Here is a 19,690-nt window from a genome sequence, read left to right on the forward strand (position 1 = left end):
TCCCGCAAGTCTGATGTCGGTATTCAACAACGCTGTAATCAGGAAGCAGCCGCATCGAAGGCCAACATTCTGCGGCATACAGGAAACAAAAATCATATCTGCTTTAAAGGCAAGGTCGGCGGATTCGCATTTGAAGTGCAACTTTCCATAACAGAAAAAGGCCAGTATGCGGTAGCATACGGCCTTTCCTGCAAGAAAGATTGCCATGAGCTACACACAACTGACCCAAGACGAACGATACCATATCCAATACCTGTCCCGCCACTGCACCATCGCCGAAATCGCCAAACAGCTCAACCGCCACAAAAGCACCATCAGCCGAGAAATCAAGCGGCACTGCATCCAAGGACAGCAATACAGCGCCGATAAAGCCCAACGGCAAAACCGGCTGACCAAACAGCACCGGCGAAAACCCTATAAGCTCGATTCGCAGCTGGTTCAACACATCGACACCCTTATCCGCCGCAAACTCAGTCCCGAACAAGTATGTGCCTACCTGCATAAACACCACGGGATCACACTCCATCACAGCACCGTTTACCGCTACCTCCGCCAAGACAAAAGCAACGGCGGCACTTTGTGGCAACACCTCAGAATATGCAGCAAACCCTACCGCAAACGCTACGGCAGCACATGGACCAGAGGCAAAGTGCCCGACCGCGTCGGCATAGAAAACCGACCTGCTATCGTCGACCAGAAAACCCGCATCGGCGATTGGGAGGCCGACACCATCGTCGGCAAAAATCAGAAAAGCGCGTTATTGACCTTGGTCGAACGCACTACCCGCTACACCATCATCTGCAAATTAAAGAACTTAAAAGCCGAAGACACTGCCCGGGCGGCCATTAGGGTATTAAAGGCATATAAAGCCAGAGTCCACACCATCACCATGGATAACGGCAAAGAGTTCTACCAACACACCAAAATAGCCAAAGCCTTGAAGGCGAAAACCTATTTTTGCCGCCCTTACCATTCTTGGGAGAAAGGGCTGAATGAGAACACCAATGGACTCATCCGGCAATATTTCCCCAAACAAACCGATTTCCGAAACATCAGCGATCGGGAGATACGCAGGGTTCAAGATGAGTTGAACCACCGGCCGAGAAAAACACTTGGCTACGAAACGCCAAGTGTTTTATTCTTAAATCTGTTCCAACCACTGGTACCCTAGTGTTGCACTTGAAATCCGAATCCAAGGTCGTCTGAAAGCCTGAATTCAGGCTTTCAGACGACCTTGCCTTGCCCTCCCCTTTTAAACCATCGCTTGATACAACGCAATCATCAGCGGCATGGTGATGACGCACAGCAGCGTGGTGATGCCGTAAATTGCGCTGGCCTTACGGGCGTTCTGACCATAAACCATCGCCATTTGGGTAACAGTGGACGCGGCTGGGCTGACGGTGGCGAGGAAGCTGATAAGGACGACGGTATCGCTGTGCCCGCCGAGGTGCGCGATGCCCGAAATTTTGACAAACACCAGCAGAATCAGCGGGATAAGCATCAGACGCAGGAAGGCAACGAGGTAAATCCGTTTGGAGAGGACGATTTCTTTAAGCGGCAGCGAGGCAATCAACATTCCGGCAACGAGCATGGCGACCGGACCTATCATGCTGCCGACGGTGGCGAGCGTGTTGTCGATGATGTGCGGCAGTTTGATTTGGAAGGCAAACATGAACACGCCGATAAAGATGGAAAGGATGTTGATGTTGGTCAGTACGGTTTTCCACGCAAGATTGCCACGCCCGCAAAGCAGCAGGCGCAAGTGCGTCCAGAAAAGGAACATTTGGACGATGATGAAGCCGCTGGTGTAAATCACCCATTGCGGTCCGAAAATGGACATCACCAGCGGGATGATGAGGTTGCCGGAATTGGTGTAAACCGTGGCAGCGTGTTCGAGCGTATCGAGCTTGAACAGGATTTTGAAAAGCCTGCCCAGCGCGATCAGCAGGATGTGGAACTCGACCGCCAAGGCGACCGAGAGTTTCAACCCGTCAACGATGTCGGGCGTGTTCTCGATTTGGAAAGCGTGAATCATCACCGACGGGCTGATGAGGTAGAGCGCGATGACGGAGAGCGTGCGGCTGTGTTCGGAGGTCAGAAGCTTGAATTTCACCAACGCCATGCCCATCAGGACGATCAGGGTCAGCTCGGTGATTTTGCCGGCGAGGAGCAGGGCGGTTTCCATAGCTTATCCGTATCCGTATCTGAATATAGAAAAGGAATTTTATAGCAAATCGCAGCTTTCGTTATCCATAAAGCCCCGGTTTTCCAAGCTATATCGCCATCACTATGCAGACCCCTATAAATAAAAGGCAAAAGGGTCGTCTGAAACCTATTTAAGCCTTATGCCAGAATACCAGAACCTTGCCGACAACAAGTACATCATCCTCATACGCAAGAGAAATTCTTTACAAAAATTAAAACATTTACTTGTAGTAGTAAAATGCCAAATGCATCCTAATAGTCAAATAAAAATACCGTTCGTCGCTTTTTCCCCACAAATTGATAAAAATAGAAATTTAAAATATTTTCTACCAAACAAGGTAATACCCATCAAAAAACCCAAAAATCAAATTAAAATATCATATATTTCATATACTTATTATTCTATTGCAATTTATTGCATCAAAATACATTTCAAAAAAATCGAAGAATACAGACCTATGCGCCCCTGTTCCCACTATAAAAAATGACACAAGCCTTGATTTTTAATTTCGTACTTTTACAATATGCATTGAAACTTTTCTTGGCGATTATTAAGTTCCAGCCCGAAACGGCATAATCCTTTTACAGTTTACGGGGAGCCGCCGGAAAAGCATCAACGTCCCTACACCCACCATACAAAGGTAAAAAACATGAAAAAATTCAATGTAAAAGTATTGAGCATGGCTGTTACAGCAGCCGTAGCAAGCGGCGCAGCGGGAGCGGCTGAACAAAACTTTGCAGCAGCGGTTGGCGGCAAAGACGATCAAGGTCAAGCAGCGTTTTTTACTGTCTTCGGCGAAGGCACAACATATGATAAAGGTACCGGTAAGCTGACTTTCAAAAAAGATAGCGATGCCCTGCTTTTGAAAACCTTAGAGTTAGAACAAACCATTAATGGTTTTGCATCTGGTTCAAATTTCATCACAACTGATGCTAATGGCAACAAAACCGTCCGCGAAGCCACTAATGAAGATGTTGAAGCCGATGAGTTTAAAGGACTGGGCTTGAAAGAAGTTGTCGCAGCACACGATGAAGCATTGGGTGACTTGACTGAAACCGTCAACGAAAACAGCGAAGCATTGGTGAAAACTGCAGAAGTCGTTAATACCATCAGCGCAGATGTAAATGCCAATAAAGCAGCATTGGAAGAGCAAAAAGAAGCTAACGAAGGCTTCAACAATGCTATTGCCAGCTTGGACAAAGACATCGGTGATCTTGCCTCGGCAGGTAAAGCTGCGATGGAAGCTTTAGAAGTTAACCGCCAAGACATTGATGCCAACAAAACAGCAATCGAAACTAAAGCTGATAAAGCTGACTTCGAAGAATTGGCAAAATACACTGCCGACATGGGCAAAAAAGTTAACGACATCGGTGATGAAGTAACTGCCCTGAGCGATGCAACTAACGCAGCCATCACTCGTCACGATAAAGACATCATTGACTTGGCACAAGCAGGTCTAAAAGCAACTGAGGCTTTGGAAGCCAACCGTAAAGATATTGATGCCAATAAACAAGGCATCGTTGACTTGGCGAAGGGCTTGCAGCTTGCTGCAGAAGCTGTAGAAGACAATCGTAAAGAAATTGATGCCAATAAAGCGGCAATTGAAACTAAAGCCGACAAAGCTGACTTCGAAGAATTGGCAAAATACACTGACAATATGGGCAAAAAAGTTAACGACATCGGTGATGAAGTAACTGCCCTGAGCGACGCAACTAGCGCGGCTATTACTCGTCACGATAAAGACATCGTTGACTTGGCACAAGCAGGTCTGAAAGCAACAGAGGCTTTGGAAGCCAACCGTAAAGATATTGATGCCAATAAACAAGGCATCGTTGACTTGGCGAAGGGCTTGCAGCTTGCTGCAGAGGCTGTAGAAGACAATCGTAAAGAAATTGATGCCAATAAAGCGGCAATTGAAACTAAAGCCGACAAAGCTGACTTCGAAGAATTGGCAAAATACACTGACAATATGGGCAAAAAAGTTAACGACATCGGTGATGAAGTAACTGCCCTGAGCGATGCAACTAACGCAGCCATCACTCGTCACGATAAAGATATCGTTGACTTGGCACAAGCAGGTCTAAAAGCAACTGAGGCTTTGGAAGCCAACCGTAAAGATATTGATGCCAATAAAGCGGCAATCGCTGAAAATACTGCCAAACTTGAAGAGCAAAAAGAAGCTAACGAAGGCTTCAACAATGCTATTGCCAGCTTGGATGAAGACATCATTACTTTGAAAAAAGCAGATTTGGCTGCAGCTGATGCTTTGAAGGCTCACCGCACAGATATCGATGCCAACAAAGCAGCAATTGAGACCAAAGCTGATAAGACTGCTGTAGAAAGCGTAAGAACAATAGCTGTTGAAGCTCAAAAATCAGCTCAAGCGGCAAAAGGTGCTGTTGAAGTTGCCCAAAAATCTGCCGAAACTGCTGACAGCCACGCCAAAGCTGCACAAACCGCTGCTGCCAAAGCTCAAGAAAGTGCCGATACCAATGCGGTACAAATTGCAGCCAATACTAAGCAAATCGATACTAACAAAACCGATATTGCTGCATTGCAAACTGCAAATGGTCAACACGCTGCAGGTATTGCTAAAAACTCAGCACGCATCGATAGCCTGGATAAAAACGTAGCGAACCTGCGTAAAGAGACCCGCCAAGGTCTGGCAGCACAAGCAGCCCTCAGCGGCCTGTTCCAACCTTACAGCGTCGGTAAATTCAATGTTACTGCTGCTTTGGGTGGTTTCAAATCTGATACCGCAGTTGCTGTGGGTGCAGGTTATCGCTTCAATGAAAACTTTGCAGCTAAAGCCGGTCTTGCAGTGGGTACCTCTTCAGGCGGCTCTGCATCTTACAACGTAGGTTTGAACTACGAATGGTAATATTCTTCGTAGAACTGACCTAAATTGACCCGCAGCTTCGGCTGCGGGTTTTTTATGCATTTAATCTTTGAAAGAAAAAATGCCCAAAGGTCGTCTGAAAACCCAACTCTGATTTTCAGACGACCTTGGATTCGGATTTCAAGTGCAACACTAGGGTACCAGTGGTTGGAACAGATTTAAGAATAAAACACTTGGCGTTTCGTAGCCAAGTGTTTTTCTCGGCCGGTGGTTCAACTCATCTTGAACCCTGCGTATCTCCCGATCGCTGATGTTTCGGAAATCGGTTTGTTTGGGGAAATATTGCCGGATGAGTCCATTGGTGTTCTCATTCAGCCCTTTCTCCCAAGAATGGTAAGGGCGACAAAAATAGGTTTCCGCCTTCAATGCTTTGGCTATTTTGGTGTGTTGGTAGAACTCTTTGCCGTTATCCATGGTAATGGTGTGGACTCTGGCTTTATATGCCTTTAATACCCTAATGGCCGCCCGGGCAGTGTCTTCGGCTTTTAAGTTCTTCAATTTGCAGATGATGGTGTAGCGGGTAGTGCGTTCGACCAAGGTCAATAACGCGCTTTTCTGATTTTTGCCGACGATGGTGTCGGCCTCCCAATCGCCGATGCGGGTTTTCTGGTCGACGATAGCAGGTCGGTTTTCTATGCCGACGCGGTCGGGCACTTTGCCTCTGGTCCATGTGCTGCCGTAGCGTTTGCGGTAGGGTTTGCTGCATATTCTGAGATGTTGCCACAAAGTGCCGCCGTTGCTTTTGTCTTGGCGGAGGTAGCGGTAAACGGTGCTGTGATGGAGTGTGATCCCGTGGTGTTTATGCAGGTAGGCACATACTTGTTCGGGACTGAGTTTGCGGCGGATAAGGGTGTCGATGTGTTGAATCAGCTGCGAATCGAGTTTATAGGGTTTTCGCCGGTGCTGTTTGGTCAGCCGGCTTTGCCGTTGGGCTTTATCGGCGCTGTATTGCTGCCCTTGGATGCAGTACCGCTTGATTTCTCGGCTGATGGTGCTTTTGTGGCGGTTGAGCTGTTTGGCGATTTCGGCGATGGTGCAGTGGCGGGACAGGTATTGGATATGGTATCGTTCGTCTTGGGTCAGTTGTGTGTAGCCCATGGCAATCTTTCTTGCAGGAAAGGCCGTATGCTACCGCATACTGGCCTTTTTCTGTTATGGAAAGTTGCACTTCAAATGCGAATCCGCCGACCTTTTCTCAAACCATTTCAACCGAAATGTTGACAATTTTTCACCCGATAACAAAGCGTTTTCAGTATAATACCGCCCGCAAATTTCCTTTTTTTTGAAAAGCATAAATCATGACTACTTCAAATCAAAATGTGCTGGAGCGTATATTCAATTTACGCGCAAACGGCACGAATGTACGCACGGAGCTGATGGCAGGTCTGACCACCTTCCTCGCCATGTGTTACATCATCATCGTCAATCCGCTGATTCTCGGCGAAACAGGCATGGACATGGGCGCGGTATTCGTCGCCACCTGCATCGCTTCCGCCATCGGCTGCTTCGTGATGGGCTTCGTCGGTAACTATCCGATTGCGCTCGCACCGGGCATGGGTTTGAACGCGTACTTTACTTTCGCCGTCGTCAAAGGCATGGGCGTGCCTTGGCAGGTGGCTTTGGGTGCGGTATTCGTTTCCGGCATCATTTTCATTTTATTCAGCTTTTTCAAAGTGCGCGAAATGCTGGTAAACGCGCTGCCTATGGGGTTGAAAATGTCGATTGCCGCCGGTATCGGGCTGTTTCTGTCGCTGATTGCGCTCAAAGGTTCCGGCATCATCGTCGCCAGCGACGCGACTTTGGTGAAGCTGGGCGACATCCACCAACCTGCTGCACTTTTGGTATTGGCAGGCTTCGCTATGGTGGTGGCTTTGGGGCATTTCCGCGTCAAAGGGGCGATTATCCTGACCATTCTGACGATTACCGCCATTTCCACCCTGCTGGGTTTGAGCGAGTTTAAAGGCGTGGTCGGCGAAATTCCGAGCATCGCGCCGACTTTCATGCAGATGGATTTCAACGGCTTGTTTACCCTCAGCATGGTCAGCGTGATTTTCGTCTTTTTCCTAGTTGATTTGTTTGACTCCACCGGCACGTTGGTCGGCGTTTCCCACCGAGCAGGCCTGCTGGAAGACGGCAAACTGCCTCGTCTGAAACGCGCCCTGTTCGCCGACTCAACCGCCATCGTCGCCGGCGCCGCGCTGGGTACGTCTTCAACCACGCCGTATGTCGAAAGTGCGGCGGGTGTTGCCGCAGGCGGCCGCACCGGTCTGACTGCCGTAACCGTCGGCGTATTGATGCTGGCGTGTCTGATTTTCTCACCGCTGGTGCAGAGCATTCCCGGTTTCGCCACCGCGCCTGCCCTGCTCTACGTCGGCGCGCAAATGCTGCGCAGCGCGCGTGAAATTGACTGGGAAGACATGACCGAAGCCGCCCCCGCTTTCCTGACCATCGTGTTCATGCCGTTTACCTATTCGATTGCAGACGGCATCGCCTTCGGCTTTATCAGCTATGCAGTGATTAAACTTTTGTGCAACCGCGTGAAAGACGTACCACCTATGGTGTGGATAGTTGCCGTATTATGGGCGTTGAAATTTTGGTATTTAGGGGGCTAATTGCTCCATCTGCAGAAAGGTCGTCTGAAAACAAGTTTTCAGACGACCTTTTATATATAATGAGACCTTTGCAAAAAAACCCTTCCCCCGACAGCCGAAACCCAAACACAGGTTTTCGTCTATTTCCGCTCCTAATTGCTCCTGATTTTACCCAAATATCCCCTTAATCCTCCCCGAATACCCGATAATCAGGCATCCGGGCCGCCTTTTAGGCAGCAACAGGCACACTTAGCCTGTTAGCCGCTTTCAACAGGTGGCGGATTCGCATTTGAAGTGCAACTTTCCATAACAGAAAAAGGCCAGTATGCGGTAGCATACGGCCTTTCCTGCAAGAAAGATTGCCATGAGCTACACACAACTGACCCAAGACGAACGATACCATATCCAATACCTGTCCCGCCACTGCACCATCGCCGAAATCGCCAAACAGCTCAACCGCCACAAAAGCACCATCAGCCGAGAAATCAAGCGGCACTGCATCCAAGGACAGCAATACAGCGCCGATAAAGCCCAACGGCAAAACCGGCTGACCAAACAGCACCGGCGAAAACCCTATAAGCTCGATTCGCAGCTGGTTCAACACATCGACACCCTTATCCGCCGCAAACTCAGTCCCGAACAAGTATGTGCCTACCTGCATAAACACCACGGGATCACACTCCATCACAGCACCGTTTACCGCTACCTCCGCCAAGACAAAAGCAACGGCGGCACTTTGTGGCAACACCTCAGAATATGCAGCAAACCCTACCGCAAACGCTACGGCAGCACATGGACCAGAGGCAAAGTGCCCAACCGCGTCGGCATAGAGAACCGACCTGCTATCGTCGACCAGAAAACCCGCATCGGCGATTGGGAGGCCGACACCATCGTCGGCAAAAATCAGAAAAGCGCGTTATTGACCTTGGTCGAACGCACTACCCGCTACACCATCATCTGCAAATTAAAGAACTTAAAAGCCGAAGACACTGCCCGGGCGGCCATTAGGGTATTAAAGGCATATAAAGCCAGAGTCCACACCATCACCATGGATAACGGCAAAGAGTTCTACCAACACACCAAAATAGCCAAAGCCTTGAAGGCGAAAACCTATTTTTGCCGCCCTTACCATTCTTGGGAGAAAGGGCTGAATGAGAACACCAATGGACTCATCCGGCAATATTTCCCCAAACAAACCGATTTCCGAAACATCAGCGATCGGGAGATACGCAGGGTTCAAGATGAGTTGAACCACCGGCCGAGAAAAACACTTGGCTACGAAACGCCAAGTGTTTTATTCTTAAATCTGTTCCAACCACTGGTACCCTAGTGTTGCACTTGAAATCCGAATCCAAGGGTTTAAACACATCGCCTTCAGATGGCTTTGCGCACTCACTTTACACAGACCAAAATAGGCTGCCCGGGCGTAGCGGAATTTACGGTGCAGCGTACCGAAGCTTTGTTCGACCACATAACGGGTCTTCGACAAATATCGGTTGCGCTTCGTTTGCGCTTCCGTCAACGGACGGTTGCGGTGGGCTTTGCGCATAATGCCGTCTAACAACTGATGCTCTTTCAGATGTTGCCGGTTTTCCTTGCTGTCGTAGCCTTTGTCGGCATAGACGGTCGTACCTTCGGCAATGCCTTCCAACAAAGGGGACAGATGGTTGCACTCATGGGTATTGGCAGGAGTGATGTGCAGTTTCTCGATATAGCCTTCCTCATCGGTACGGGTATGTTGTTTGTAACCGAGTTTGTAGAGGCCGTTTTTCTTTGTCCAACGGGCATCTTTGTCCTTACTCGGTGTGGTTTGGCCGCTGACTTGTCCTTCCTCGTCGACTTCTATGGCCTGACGCTGTTTGCTGCCGGCAGTCTGAATAATGGTGGCGTCAATGACGGCGGCGGATGCTTTCTCTACTTTTAGGTTTTTTTCGGCCAGTTGGCAGTTAATCAGTTCCAGCAATTCGGACAGGGTGTCGTCTTGCGCCAGCCAGTTACGGTAGCGGCATAAGGTGCTGTAATCGGGGATGCTCAGTTCGTCAAAACGGCAAAACAGGTTGAAATCGATGCGGGTGATGAGGCTGTGTTCGAGTTCGGGATCGGAGAGGCTGTGCCATTGTCCGAGCAGGACGGCTTTGAACATGGACAACAGGGGATAGGCGGGACGGCCGCGGTGGTCTCTAAGGTAACGGGTTCTTTGACGGTTCAGGTATTGTTCGATCGGTTGCCAATCAATCACCTGATCCAACTTCAATAATGGGAAGCGGTCGATGTGTTTGGCGATCATGGCTTGTGCGGTTTGCTGGAAGAAGGTGCTCATAGGAAATCCCCTAAATGTCTTGGTGGGAATTTAGGGGATTTTGGGGAATTTTGCAAAGGTCTCATAATAAGTAGTGGCTCAGACTCTACTTAATTAATATTAGTTTAAATAGATGTACAAACCATTCAGTAATAACTGCACAAACCCTCTTAAAGCCGATATACGGAACAGTTTTTATCTGCACCAGAAAAATAGTTTTTCTTAACATCATCACAAGAACTAGCAGTACTCTCACAAATAAAAGTCGTTAGAGATTCATTAATCTTTATTACCCTAGGTTCTTTATTTTTATCCAATGCAACTGCCTTTAAAGTAAATTTCCCATCTAACGCGCCCCTTGCAAGCCCATGAGGATAAATACAAAAGTTTTCTAAACTCCGAGAGTTAGGCAAATCAGGCCACGCTGTAGAAGTTTTCTTGAAACTACCATTCTGCTGATAAAATCGTTCCATAAACTGAGCACTCTCAACAAGCGCTGCCAGAGCCTGACGTATTTCAGAGTCTCTAATATATTTTTGATAGCTTGGATAAGCTATTGAAGTTAAAATCCCAATTATTGCAATTACAAAGATTAATTGAGTAAGAGAATACCCTTTACAATTTTCTTTATTCATCATTTATTACCTATTAATAATTTCATCACCCAATTTTAATATATATCCTTTCATAATAAGATCTTTTGGGTTTACAACACTTACTTTCAGACTAACTAAAGCCGCCCATATTTTCTTCCGAGCAGAATAGAAGCCTACATCTCAAACTCCTTGTCCTAATGCTTCCGGTTAATTTACTTTTGAATAGTGTTTTTAGCTTTTGGGTTGGCAGGTGCGGGAGCGACGGTTGCTTCGGTCTTCAGTTTGGAGAAGATACCCTCGCCGATGCCTTTGACGTTTTTGAGCTCCTCAACCGATTTAAAGGCACCGTGCTGCTGACGGTAGTCCGCAATGGCTTTGGCTTTGGCCGGACCGATGCCGGGCAGGGCTTCCAATTCGGACGGGGAGGCGGTATTGATGTTGACGGCGGCCAGCGACAGCGAGGCGGTCAGAACGGAGAGTGCGGCAAAGAGGAATTTTTTCATAAGGGCGTTTTCCTATCATTTCGTTAATATGGACGGCATCGCCGTGGAGGCGTTACCACTAAATATTTTATTATCATATGCTTTTCATCATTTTAACTCAAACAATTTTAAATATTTCCAACTTCACTATCCCCAAATGTATTTATTCTGCAACATTCCCCAACTTACTTCAATTCCGGAGCGGCCTCCTCCCACATCAATAAAGCCCATCCTTCTGCAACCGGATCATCCGGAATATAGTGGATTAAATTTAAATCAGGACAAGGCGACGAAGCCGCAGACAGTACAGATAGTACGGCAAGGCGAGGCAACGCCGTACTGGTTTAAAGTTAATCCACTATATTACCCCACTCCACCTCACCGCCGCCATACAGGGTAATGATGTTCGCCAAACCGAAACGATACAAAGTAAAAGCCCCCGACATCTGTCGGGGGCTTAGAATAGGTGTTTGGCAGTGACCTACTTTCGCATGGAAGAACCACACTATCATCGGCGCTGAGTCGTTTCACGGTCCTGTTCGGGATGGGAAGGCGTGGGACCAACTCGCTATGGCCGCCAAACTTAAACTGTACAAATCGGCAAAGCCTTAATCAATATATTCGGTGATGACTGAATCAGTCAGTAAGCTTTTTATTTGAAGTTCTTCAAATGATAGAGTCAAGCCTCACGAGCAATTAGTATGGGTTAGCTTCACGCGTTACCGCGCTTCCACACCCCACCTATCAACGTCCTGGTCTCGAACGACTCTTTAGTGCGGTTAAACCGCAAGGGAAGTCTCATCTTCAGGCGAGTTTCGCGCTTAGATGCTTTCAGCGCTTATCTCTTCCGAACTTAGCTACCCGGCTATGCAACTGGCGTTACAACCGGTACACCAGAGGTTCGTCCACTCCGGTCCTCTCGTACTAGGAGCAGCCCCCGTCAAACTTCCAACGCCCACTGCAGATAGGGACCAAACTGTCTCACGACGTTTTAAACCCAGCTCACGTACCACTTTAAATGGCGAACAGCCATACCCTTGGGACCGACTACAGCCCCAGGATGTGATGAGCCGACATCGAGGTGCCAAACTCCGCCGTCGATATGAACTCTTGGGCGGAATCAGCCTGTTATCCCCGGAGTACCTTTTATCCGTTGAGCGATGGCCCTTCCATACAGAACCACCGGATCACTATGTCCTGCTTTCGCACCTGCTCGACTTGTCGGTCTCGCAGTTAAGCTACCTTTTGCCATTGCACTATCAGTCCGATTTCCGACCGGACCTAGGTAACCTTCGAACTCCTCCGTTACTCTTTGGGAGGAGACCGCCCCAGTCAAACTGCCTACCATGCACGGTCCCCGACCCGGATTACGGGTCTGGGTTAGAACCTCAAAGACACCAGGGTGGTATTTCAAGGACGGCTCCACAGAGACTGGCGTCTCTGCTTCTAAGCCTCCCACCTATCCTACACAAGTGACTTCAAAGTCCAATGCAAAGCTACAGTAAAGGTTCACGGGGTCTTTCCGTCTAGCAGCGGGTAGATTGCATCTTCACAACCACTTCAACTTCGCTGAGTCTCGGGAGGAGACAGTGTGGCCATCGTTACGCCATTCGTGCGGGTCGGAACTTACCCGACAAGGAATTTCGCTACCTTAGGACCGTTATAGTTACGGCCGCCGTTTACTGGGGCTTCGATCCGATGCTCTCACATCTTCAATTAACCTTCCAGCACCGGGCAGGCGTCACACCCTATACGTCCACTTTCGTGTTAGCAGAGTGCTGTGTTTTTAATAAACAGTCGCAGCCACCTATTCTCTGCGACCCTCCGAGGCTTACGGAGCAAGTCCTTAACCTTAGAGGGCATACCTTCTCCCGAAGTTACGGTATCAATTTGCCGAGTTCCTTCTCCCGAGTTCTCTCAAGCGCCTTAGAATTCTCATCCTGCCCACCTGTGTCGGTTTGCGGTACGGTTCGATTCAAACTGAAGCTTAGTGGCTTTTCCTGGAAGCGTGGTATCGGTTACTTCATGTCCGTAGACACTCGTCGTCACTTCTCGGTGTTAAGAAGACCCGGATTTGCCTAAGTCTTCCACCTACCGGCTTAAACAAGCTATTCCAACAGCTTGCTAACCTAACCTTCTCCGTCCCCACATCGCATTTGAATCAAGTACAGGAATATTAACCTGTTTCCCATCGACTACGCATTTCTGCCTCGCCTTAGGGGCCGACTCACCCTACGCCGATGAACGTTGCGTAGGAAACCTTGGGCTTTCGGCGAGCGGGCTTTTCACCCGCTTTATCGCTACTCATGTCAACATTCGCACTTCTGATACCTCCAGCACACTTTACAATGCACCTTCATCGGCCTACAGAACGCTCCCCTACCATGCCAGTAAACTGGCATCCGCAGCTTCGGTTATAGATTTGAGCCCCGTTACATCTTCCGCGCAGGACGACTCGACCAGTGAGCTATTACGCTTTCTTTAAATGATGGCTGCTTCTAAGCCAACATCCTGGCTGTCTGGGCCTTCCCACTTCGTTTACCACTTAATCTATCATTTGGGACCTTAGCTGGCGGTCTGGGTTGTTTCCCTCTTGACAACGGACGTTAGCACCCGCTGTCTGTCTCCCGAGGAACCACTTGATGGTATTCTTAGTTTGCCATGGGTTGGTAAGTTGCAATAACCCCCTAGCCATAACAGTGCTTTACCCCCATCAGTGTCTTGCTCGAGGCACTACCTAAATAGTTTTCGGGGAGAACCAGCTATCTCCGAGTTTGTTTAGCCTTTCACCCCTATCCACAGCTCATCCCCGCATTTTGCAACATGCGTGGGTTCGGTCCTCCAGTACCTGTTACGGCACCTTCAACCTGGCCATGGATAGATCACTCGGTTTCGGGTCTACACCCAGCAACTGTTCGCCCTATTAAGACTCGGTTTCCCTACGCCTCCCCTATTCGGTTAAGCTCGCTACTGAATGTAAGTCGTTGACCCATTATACAAAAGGTACGCAGTCACACCACATGGGTGCTCCCACTGTTTGTATGCATCAGGTTTCAGGTTCTATTTCACTCCCCTCCCGGGGTTCTTTTCGCCTTTCCCTCACGGTACTGGTTCACTATCGGTCGATGATGAGTATTTAGCCTTGGAGGATGGTCCCCCCATATTCAGACAGGATTTCACGTGTCCCGCCCTACTTTTCGTACGCTTAGTACCACTGTTGAGATTTCGAATACGGGACTATCACCCACTATGGTCAAGCTTCCCAGCTTGTTCTTCTATCTCGACAGTTATTACGTACAGGCTCCTCCGCGTTCGCTCGCCACTACTTGCGGAATCTCGGTTGATTTCTTTTCCTCCGGGTACTTAGATGGTTCAGTTCTCCGGGTTCGCTTCTCTAAGTCTATGTATTCAACTTAGGATACTGCACAGAATGCAGTGGGTTTCCCCATTCGGACACCGCGGGATCATAGCTTTATTGCCAGCTCCCCCACGCTTTTCGCAGGCTTACACGTCCTTCATCGCCTATCATCGCCAAGGCATCCACCTGATGCACTTATTCACTTGACTCTATCATTTCAAGAACTTCTCTGACTTTGCCTGATATTCCGTTGACTAGAACATCAAACTTGAATTTCCTACTCTGATAAAGCTTACTGCTTGTTGTGTCTTAATCCCGCCTTTTGTCTTTCGGGATTAAGTCGATACAATCATCACCCAAATACTGTACCTGTTTTTCTTTTCCTGTTCAGGAGACAACTGACCGTTTGCAATCGGTCAATCATCAAAAACAGACACATTGTCTTTGTTTGTTGATTTCGGCTTTCCAATTTGTTAAAGATCGATGCGTTCAATATTGCTATTTACTTCGCAAATCAAAATGAGCTGATTATTATAGCAGCCTTTCTTTTTCCGTCAAACTGATTCGTCAGCAGACTTCTCTTTAGAAAAAAAGAAAGCAGTTACACTGCCTTTTAACTCGCTTTGATTTGGAAAGTATTGGTGGAGGCAAACGGGATCGAACCGATGACCCCCTGCTTGCAAAGCAGGTGCTCTACCAACTGAGCTATGCCCCCGTTCTTGGTGGGTCTGGGAGGACTTGAACCTCCGACCCCACGCTTATCAAGCGTGTGCTCTAACCAGCTGAGCTACAAACCCGGATTCTCTTCTTAAGCGAATCTTGTCTTCACTCAAGCATTTTTCCGCATCTTCTACAGTTTACCGATAAGTGTGAATACGACAGCCTCTTCTTTCTCTAGAAAGGAGGTGATCCAGCCGCAGGTTCCCCTACGGCTACCTTGTTACGACTTCACCCCAGTCATGAAGCATACCGTGGTAAGCGGGCTCCTTGCGGTTACCCTACCTACTTCTGGTATCCCCCACTCCCATGGTGTGACGGGCGGTGTGTACAAGACCCGGGAACGTATTCACCGCAGTATGCTGACCTGCGATTACTAGCGATTCCGACTTCATGCACTCGAGTTGCAGAGTGCAATCCGGACTACGATCGGTTTTGTGAGATTGGCTCCACCTCGCGGCTTGGCTACCCTCTGTACCGACCATTGTATGACGTGTGAAGCCCTGGTCATAAGGGCCATGAGGACTTGACGTCATCCCCACCTTCCTCCGGCTTGTCACCGGCAGTCTCATTAGAGTGCCCAACTTAATGATGGCAACTAATGACAAGGGTTGCGCTCGTTGCGGGACTTAACCCAACATCTCACGACACGAGCTGACGACAGCCATGCAGCACCTGTGTTACGGCTCCCGAAGGCACTCCTCCGTCTCTGGAGGATTCCGTACATGTCAAGACCAGGTAAGGTTCTTCGCGTTGCATCGAATTAATCCACATCATCCACCGCTTGTGCGGGTCCCCGTCAATTCCTTTGAGTTTTAATCTTGCGACCGTACTCCCCAGGCGGTCGATTTCACGCGTTAGCTTCGCTACTAAGCAGTCATGCTGCCCAACAGCTAATCGACATCGTTTAGGGCGTGGACTACCAGGGTATCTAATCCTGTTTGCTACCCACGCTTTCGGGCATGAACGTCAGTGTTATCCCAGGAGGCTGCCTTCGCCATCGGTATTCCTCCACATCTCTACGCATTTCACTGCTACACGTGGAATTCTACCTCCCTCTGACACACTCTAGTCACCCAGTTCAGAACGCAGTTCCCAGGTTGAGCCCGGGGATTTCACATCCTGCTTAAGTAACCGTCTGCGCCCGCTTTACGCCCAGTAATTCCGATTAACGCTCGCACCCTACGTATTACCGCGGCTGCTGGCACGTAGTTAGCCGGTGCTTATTCTTCAGGTACCGTCATCAGACAGGGGTATTAACCCCGCCCTTTTCTTCCCTGACAAAAGTCCTTTACAACCCGAAGGCCTTCTTCAGACACGCGGCATGGCTGGATCAGGCTTTCGCCCATTGTCCAAAATTCCCCACTGCTGCCTCCCGTAGGAGTCTGGGCCGTGTCTCAGTCCCAGTGTGGCGGATCATCCTCTCAGACCCGCTACTGATCGTCGCCTTGGTAGGCCTTTACCCCACCAACTAGCTAATCAGATATCGGCCGCTCAAACAGCGCAAGGCCAAATGGTCCCCTGCTTTCTTCCTCAGAATATATGCGGTATTAGCTAATCTTTCGATTAGTTATCCCCCACTGCTCGGTACGTTCCGATATGTTACTCACCCGTTCGCCACTCGCCACCCAAGAAGCAAGCTTCTCTGTGCTGCCGTCCGACTTGCATGTGTAAAGCATGCCGCCAGCGTTCAATCTGAGCCAGGATCAAACTCTTATGTTCAATCTCTAACTTTTTAACTTCTGGTCTGCTTCAAAGAAACCAACAGGACAATGTCTAAAACATCATCTTGTCTGTCTTTCAAACAGTGTGAGGCTGTCGCACTCACACTTATCGGTAATCTGTTTTGTTAAAGAGCAAAAACGAATTATAAAGCATTTCATCTCGTTGTCAATCAAAACTTTTCTCGAAACCTCGAAAAATCAGACCAACTGTGATATACTTACCTGTTCGTTACAATCACCGCCAAAGCAGCGAAGAACCGAACTATACCCCTACCCTCAAAAACCGTCAACTCCCAAATAACAAAAAATTCCACAAAACCTAACAACAACCTGAAATACAAAGACTTTTATTTCAAATCAAAAACACCAAAGGTCGTCTGAAATCCCTTTCAGACGACCTTTATTAATCCAAATGCACTATTACCCGAATAACTCTCATCTTAACGCTGCAGCAAGATTTCCAATACAAACTTGCTTCCTACATAAGCGAACATTAGGCTGACAAACCCGATGATTGTCCAAACGGCTGCTTTTTTTCCCCGCCATGCCGTCATACTGTGCTTAAGCAGCAACGAACCATAAATTATCCATGAGAGGATGCCGAATACGGTTTTATGGGTAAATGTAACAGGTTTACCAAATACAGCCTCTGCAAAAAATGTCCCGCTGACAACCGAATAGGTTAATAAGATAAAACCTACCCACATCCCCTGGAACATGAGCTTTTCCAAACTCAGTAAAGACGGCAGAAAACCGGACAAACTGGAAACACGTCGCCTATGCAGGTTACGGTTGAGCAGCAAAATCAAAACGGCAAACAAGGTCACAATACCGAATAAACCGTATGCCAGCAACGATGTACCAATGTGCGACATAAACGGCAAATCATTGATTTGGTAACCAACATATTTACCCGGAAACAGCGCACCCAATAATAAGGTAAACGCTGCGCAAGGATATAAAAGCAGCTGCAATCCGCGCAGACGATAGAAAAAACTACCAACGAAATACACCAGTAGCATTAACCATACAATTAAACTGACGGAATAACCGAAGCCCATAATCAATACTTTGTCTTGAATGACGGGCATGAGCAATACGGCACCGTGCATAGTTAACGCGGCACCCAAAACTGCCAGTTCGGCTTTTAGGGGATAATCTTTAATATCTCGGGTCTTGTGGTTGAACCAAACGAATATACCCAATCCGGCATACACCAGTATCAGGCAAATCAGGATAGTCGGCATAACAAACTTTCTTGGCGCGCATACATAACCGCACGCGATAGTGTAAAATAATCTCAATTTTATTTTAGCAAAGAATGCCCCGAACAGGGCAGCTATTATCATTACCAAGGACAAGCATGTTAGACAACTTAACCAACCGCTTTAGTAAAGTTTTCAAAAATATCCGCGGTCAAGCAAAACTGAGAGAAGACAACATCAAAGAGGCGCTGCGGGAAGTCCGCCTTGCCCTGCTCGAAGCGGACGTAGCCCTGCCCGTCGTAAAAGAATTTGTCAACAACGTCAAAGAAAAAGCCCTCGGGCAGGAAGTTGCCGGCAGCCTGACCCCTGATCAAGCCTTTATCGGCGTCGTCAACCAAGCCCTGATCGAATTGATGGGCAAGGAAAATTCCTCTTTGGACTTGGCAGCTGTACCGCCTGCTGTCGTTTTAATGGCAGGTCTGCAAGGTGCCGGTAAAACCACCACCGTCGGCAAACTCGCCCGCCTGCTGAAAAATGAACAGAAGAAAAAAGTCTTGGTCGTTTCAGCCGACGTGTACCGCCCTGCCGCTATCGAACAGTTGCGCCTTTTGGCTGAGCAAGTCGGCATTGACTTCTTCCCTTCCGACTCCAATCAGAAACCTGTCGAAATTGCCACTGCTGCGATTGATTATGCAAAAAAACACTTTTACGACGTCTTGATGGTCGATACCGCCGGACGCTTGGCAATTGACGAAGAAATGATGAATGAAATCAAAGCACTGCACGCAGCCGTCAATCCCGTAGAAACTTTATTCGTCGTCGATGCCATGTTGGGTCAAGACGCTGTAAACACCGCCCAAGCATTTAACGAAGCCTTGCCGCTGACCGGCGTCATCCTGACCAAAATGGACGGCGATTCACGCGGCGGCGCGGCATTGTCTGTGCGCCACGTCACCGGAAAACCTATCAAATTTATCGGTATCGGTGAAAAAATCACAGGACTCGAGCCCTTCTACCCAGACCGCATCGCCAGCCGTATCCTCGGTATGGGCGACGTATTAAGCCTGATTGAAGATGTCCAAAAAGGCATAGACGAAGAAGCTGCCGCCAAAATGGCGAAAAAGCTGCAAAAAGGCAAAGGCTTCGACCTCAATGATTTTAAAGAACAAATCCAGCAAATGCGCAATATGGGCGGGCTGGAAAGCCTGATGTCAAAAATGCCGGGCGAACTGGGTCAGATTTCCAAACAAATTCCCGAAGGCACGGCAGAAAAAGCCATGGGTAAAGTCGAAGCCATCATCAACTCCATGACACCCAAAGAACGCGCCAACCCAGCCCTGCTCAAAGCCAGCCGCAAACGCCGCATTGCTGCAGGTGCCGGCACCAGCGTAGAGGAAGTCAACAAAATGCTTAAACAGTTCGAACAATCACAACAAGTCATGAAAATGTTCAGCGGGAAAGGACTGGGCAAACTGATGCGTATGGCAAAAGGCATGAAGGGCATGAAAGGAATGTTCCCCGGAATGTAATCGGCAGGAAATATAAGGGAGGTCGTCTGAAAACTGAAATTGGGTTTTCAGACGACCTCTTCATATTGAGATTCTAGTCAGTCA

Annotated in this window: 11 protein-coding genes, 2 tRNA genes, 3 rRNA genes and 1 pseudogene; 6 read left to right on the forward strand and 11 right to left on the reverse strand. The window is 48.5% G+C overall.

All coding sequences use genetic code 11. The features are described from left to right. The first annotated feature begins 205 nt into the window (after window positions 1-205). Window positions 206-1,171: an IS30 family transposase gene (locus tag MON37_RS10190; RefSeq protein WP_242883652.1), complete on the forward strand. Its 966-nt coding sequence runs from the start codon at window positions 206-208 to the stop codon at window positions 1,169-1,171. 81 nt (window positions 1,172-1,252) lie between these two features. On the opposite strand, the gene MON37_RS10195 is transcribed toward MON37_RS10190, so the two are convergent. After that, window positions 1,253-2,185, reverse strand: coding sequence for an AEC family transporter (locus MON37_RS10195; protein WP_039410561.1), 933 nt, complete (start codon window positions 2,183-2,185; stop codon window positions 1,253-1,255). Between the two features lie 670 nt (window positions 2,186-2,855). Here MON37_RS10195 and MON37_RS10200 point away from each other — a divergent pair. Continuing rightward, entirely contained in the window at window positions 2,856-5,087 is a 2,232-nt protein-coding gene (locus MON37_RS10200) for a YadA-like family protein (protein WP_039410565.1), read from the forward strand. 150 nt (window positions 5,088-5,237) lie between these two features. Here the strand turns inward: MON37_RS10200 and MON37_RS10205 are convergent, their stop codons facing one another. Then, window positions 5,238-6,203, reverse strand: coding sequence for an IS30 family transposase (locus MON37_RS10205; protein WP_242883654.1), 966 nt, complete (start codon window positions 6,201-6,203; stop codon window positions 5,238-5,240). Between the two features lie 200 nt (window positions 6,204-6,403). Here MON37_RS10205 and MON37_RS10210 point away from each other — a divergent pair, with 200 nt between their 5' ends. Together MON37_RS10210 and MON37_RS10215 are read left to right on the forward strand one after the other, a co-directional pair. Next, a complete protein-coding gene (locus MON37_RS10210; RefSeq protein WP_039409833.1) occupies window positions 6,404-7,717 on the forward strand; it encodes an NCS2 family permease in 1,314 nt (437 codons plus the stop codon). A 343-nt stretch (window positions 7,718-8,060) separates the two neighbouring features. Then, a complete protein-coding gene (locus tag MON37_RS10215) occupies window positions 8,061-9,026 on the forward strand; it encodes an IS30 family transposase (protein WP_242883656.1) in 966 nt (321 codons plus the stop codon). Here MON37_RS10215 and MON37_RS10220 read toward each other — a convergent pair. From MON37_RS10220 to MON37_RS10230, 3 genes are all read right to left on the reverse strand, one after another. Continuing rightward, window positions 8,997-10,016, reverse strand: a complete 1,020-nt coding sequence (locus tag MON37_RS10220; RefSeq protein ID WP_242883658.1) for an IS5 family transposase — start codon at window positions 10,014-10,016, stop codon at window positions 8,997-8,999. The genes MON37_RS10215 and MON37_RS10220 overlap by 30 nt on opposite strands. 149 nt (window positions 10,017-10,165) lie before the next feature. Continuing rightward, window positions 10,166-10,630 (reverse strand): type IV pilin protein, encoded by a 465-nt coding sequence (locus MON37_RS10225; protein ID WP_039410813.1) that lies wholly within the window; start codon window positions 10,628-10,630, stop codon window positions 10,166-10,168. 173 nt (window positions 10,631-10,803) lie between these two features. Further along, window positions 10,804-11,094 (reverse strand): ComEA family DNA-binding protein, encoded by a 291-nt coding sequence (locus tag MON37_RS10230; RefSeq protein WP_039410811.1) that lies wholly within the window; start codon window positions 11,092-11,094, stop codon window positions 10,804-10,806. Between the two features lie 235 nt (window positions 11,095-11,329). Between MON37_RS10230 and MON37_RS12540 the strand changes: the two are divergent. After that, a pseudogene (locus tag MON37_RS12540) lies at window positions 11,330-11,437 on the forward strand (IS5/IS1182 family transposase); the annotation flags it as partial. 104 nt (window positions 11,438-11,541) lie between these two features. Here MON37_RS12540 and rrf read toward each other — a convergent pair. The 6 genes from rrf to MON37_RS10260 form a co-directional block, all read right to left on the reverse strand. Then, window positions 11,542-11,655: ribosomal RNA gene (gene rrf, locus MON37_RS10235) — 5S ribosomal RNA — on the reverse strand. 93 nt (window positions 11,656-11,748) lie between these two features. Beyond that, window positions 11,749-14,640, reverse strand: a 23S ribosomal RNA gene (locus tag MON37_RS10240). Between the two features lie 430 nt (window positions 14,641-15,070). After that, window positions 15,071-15,146, reverse strand: a tRNA-Ala gene (locus MON37_RS10245). A gap of 5 nt (window positions 15,147-15,151) precedes the next feature. Then, window positions 15,152-15,228: transfer RNA gene (locus tag MON37_RS10250), tRNA-Ile, on the reverse strand. Window positions 15,229-15,329: 101 nt separating this feature from the next. After that, window positions 15,330-16,870: ribosomal RNA gene (locus MON37_RS10255) — 16S ribosomal RNA — on the reverse strand. The 16S, 23S and 5S rRNA genes sit together here with 2 tRNA genes alongside, the layout of an rRNA operon. Before the next feature lie 442 nt (window positions 16,871-17,312). Further along, entirely contained in the window at window positions 17,313-18,119 is an 807-nt protein-coding gene (locus MON37_RS10260; RefSeq protein WP_039405622.1) for a cytochrome C assembly family protein, read from the reverse strand. Window positions 18,120-18,235: 116 nt separating this feature from the next. Between MON37_RS10260 and ffh the strand changes: the two genes are divergently transcribed. Beyond that, a complete protein-coding gene (gene ffh / locus MON37_RS10265; protein ID WP_039405619.1) occupies window positions 18,236-19,606 on the forward strand; it encodes a signal recognition particle protein in 1,371 nt (456 codons plus the stop codon). Window positions 19,607-19,690: the final 84 nt, after the last annotated feature.

The organism is Morococcus cerebrosus (assembly GCF_022749515.1).
GTDB lineage: Bacteria > Pseudomonadota > Gammaproteobacteria > Burkholderiales > Neisseriaceae > Neisseria > Neisseria cerebrosa.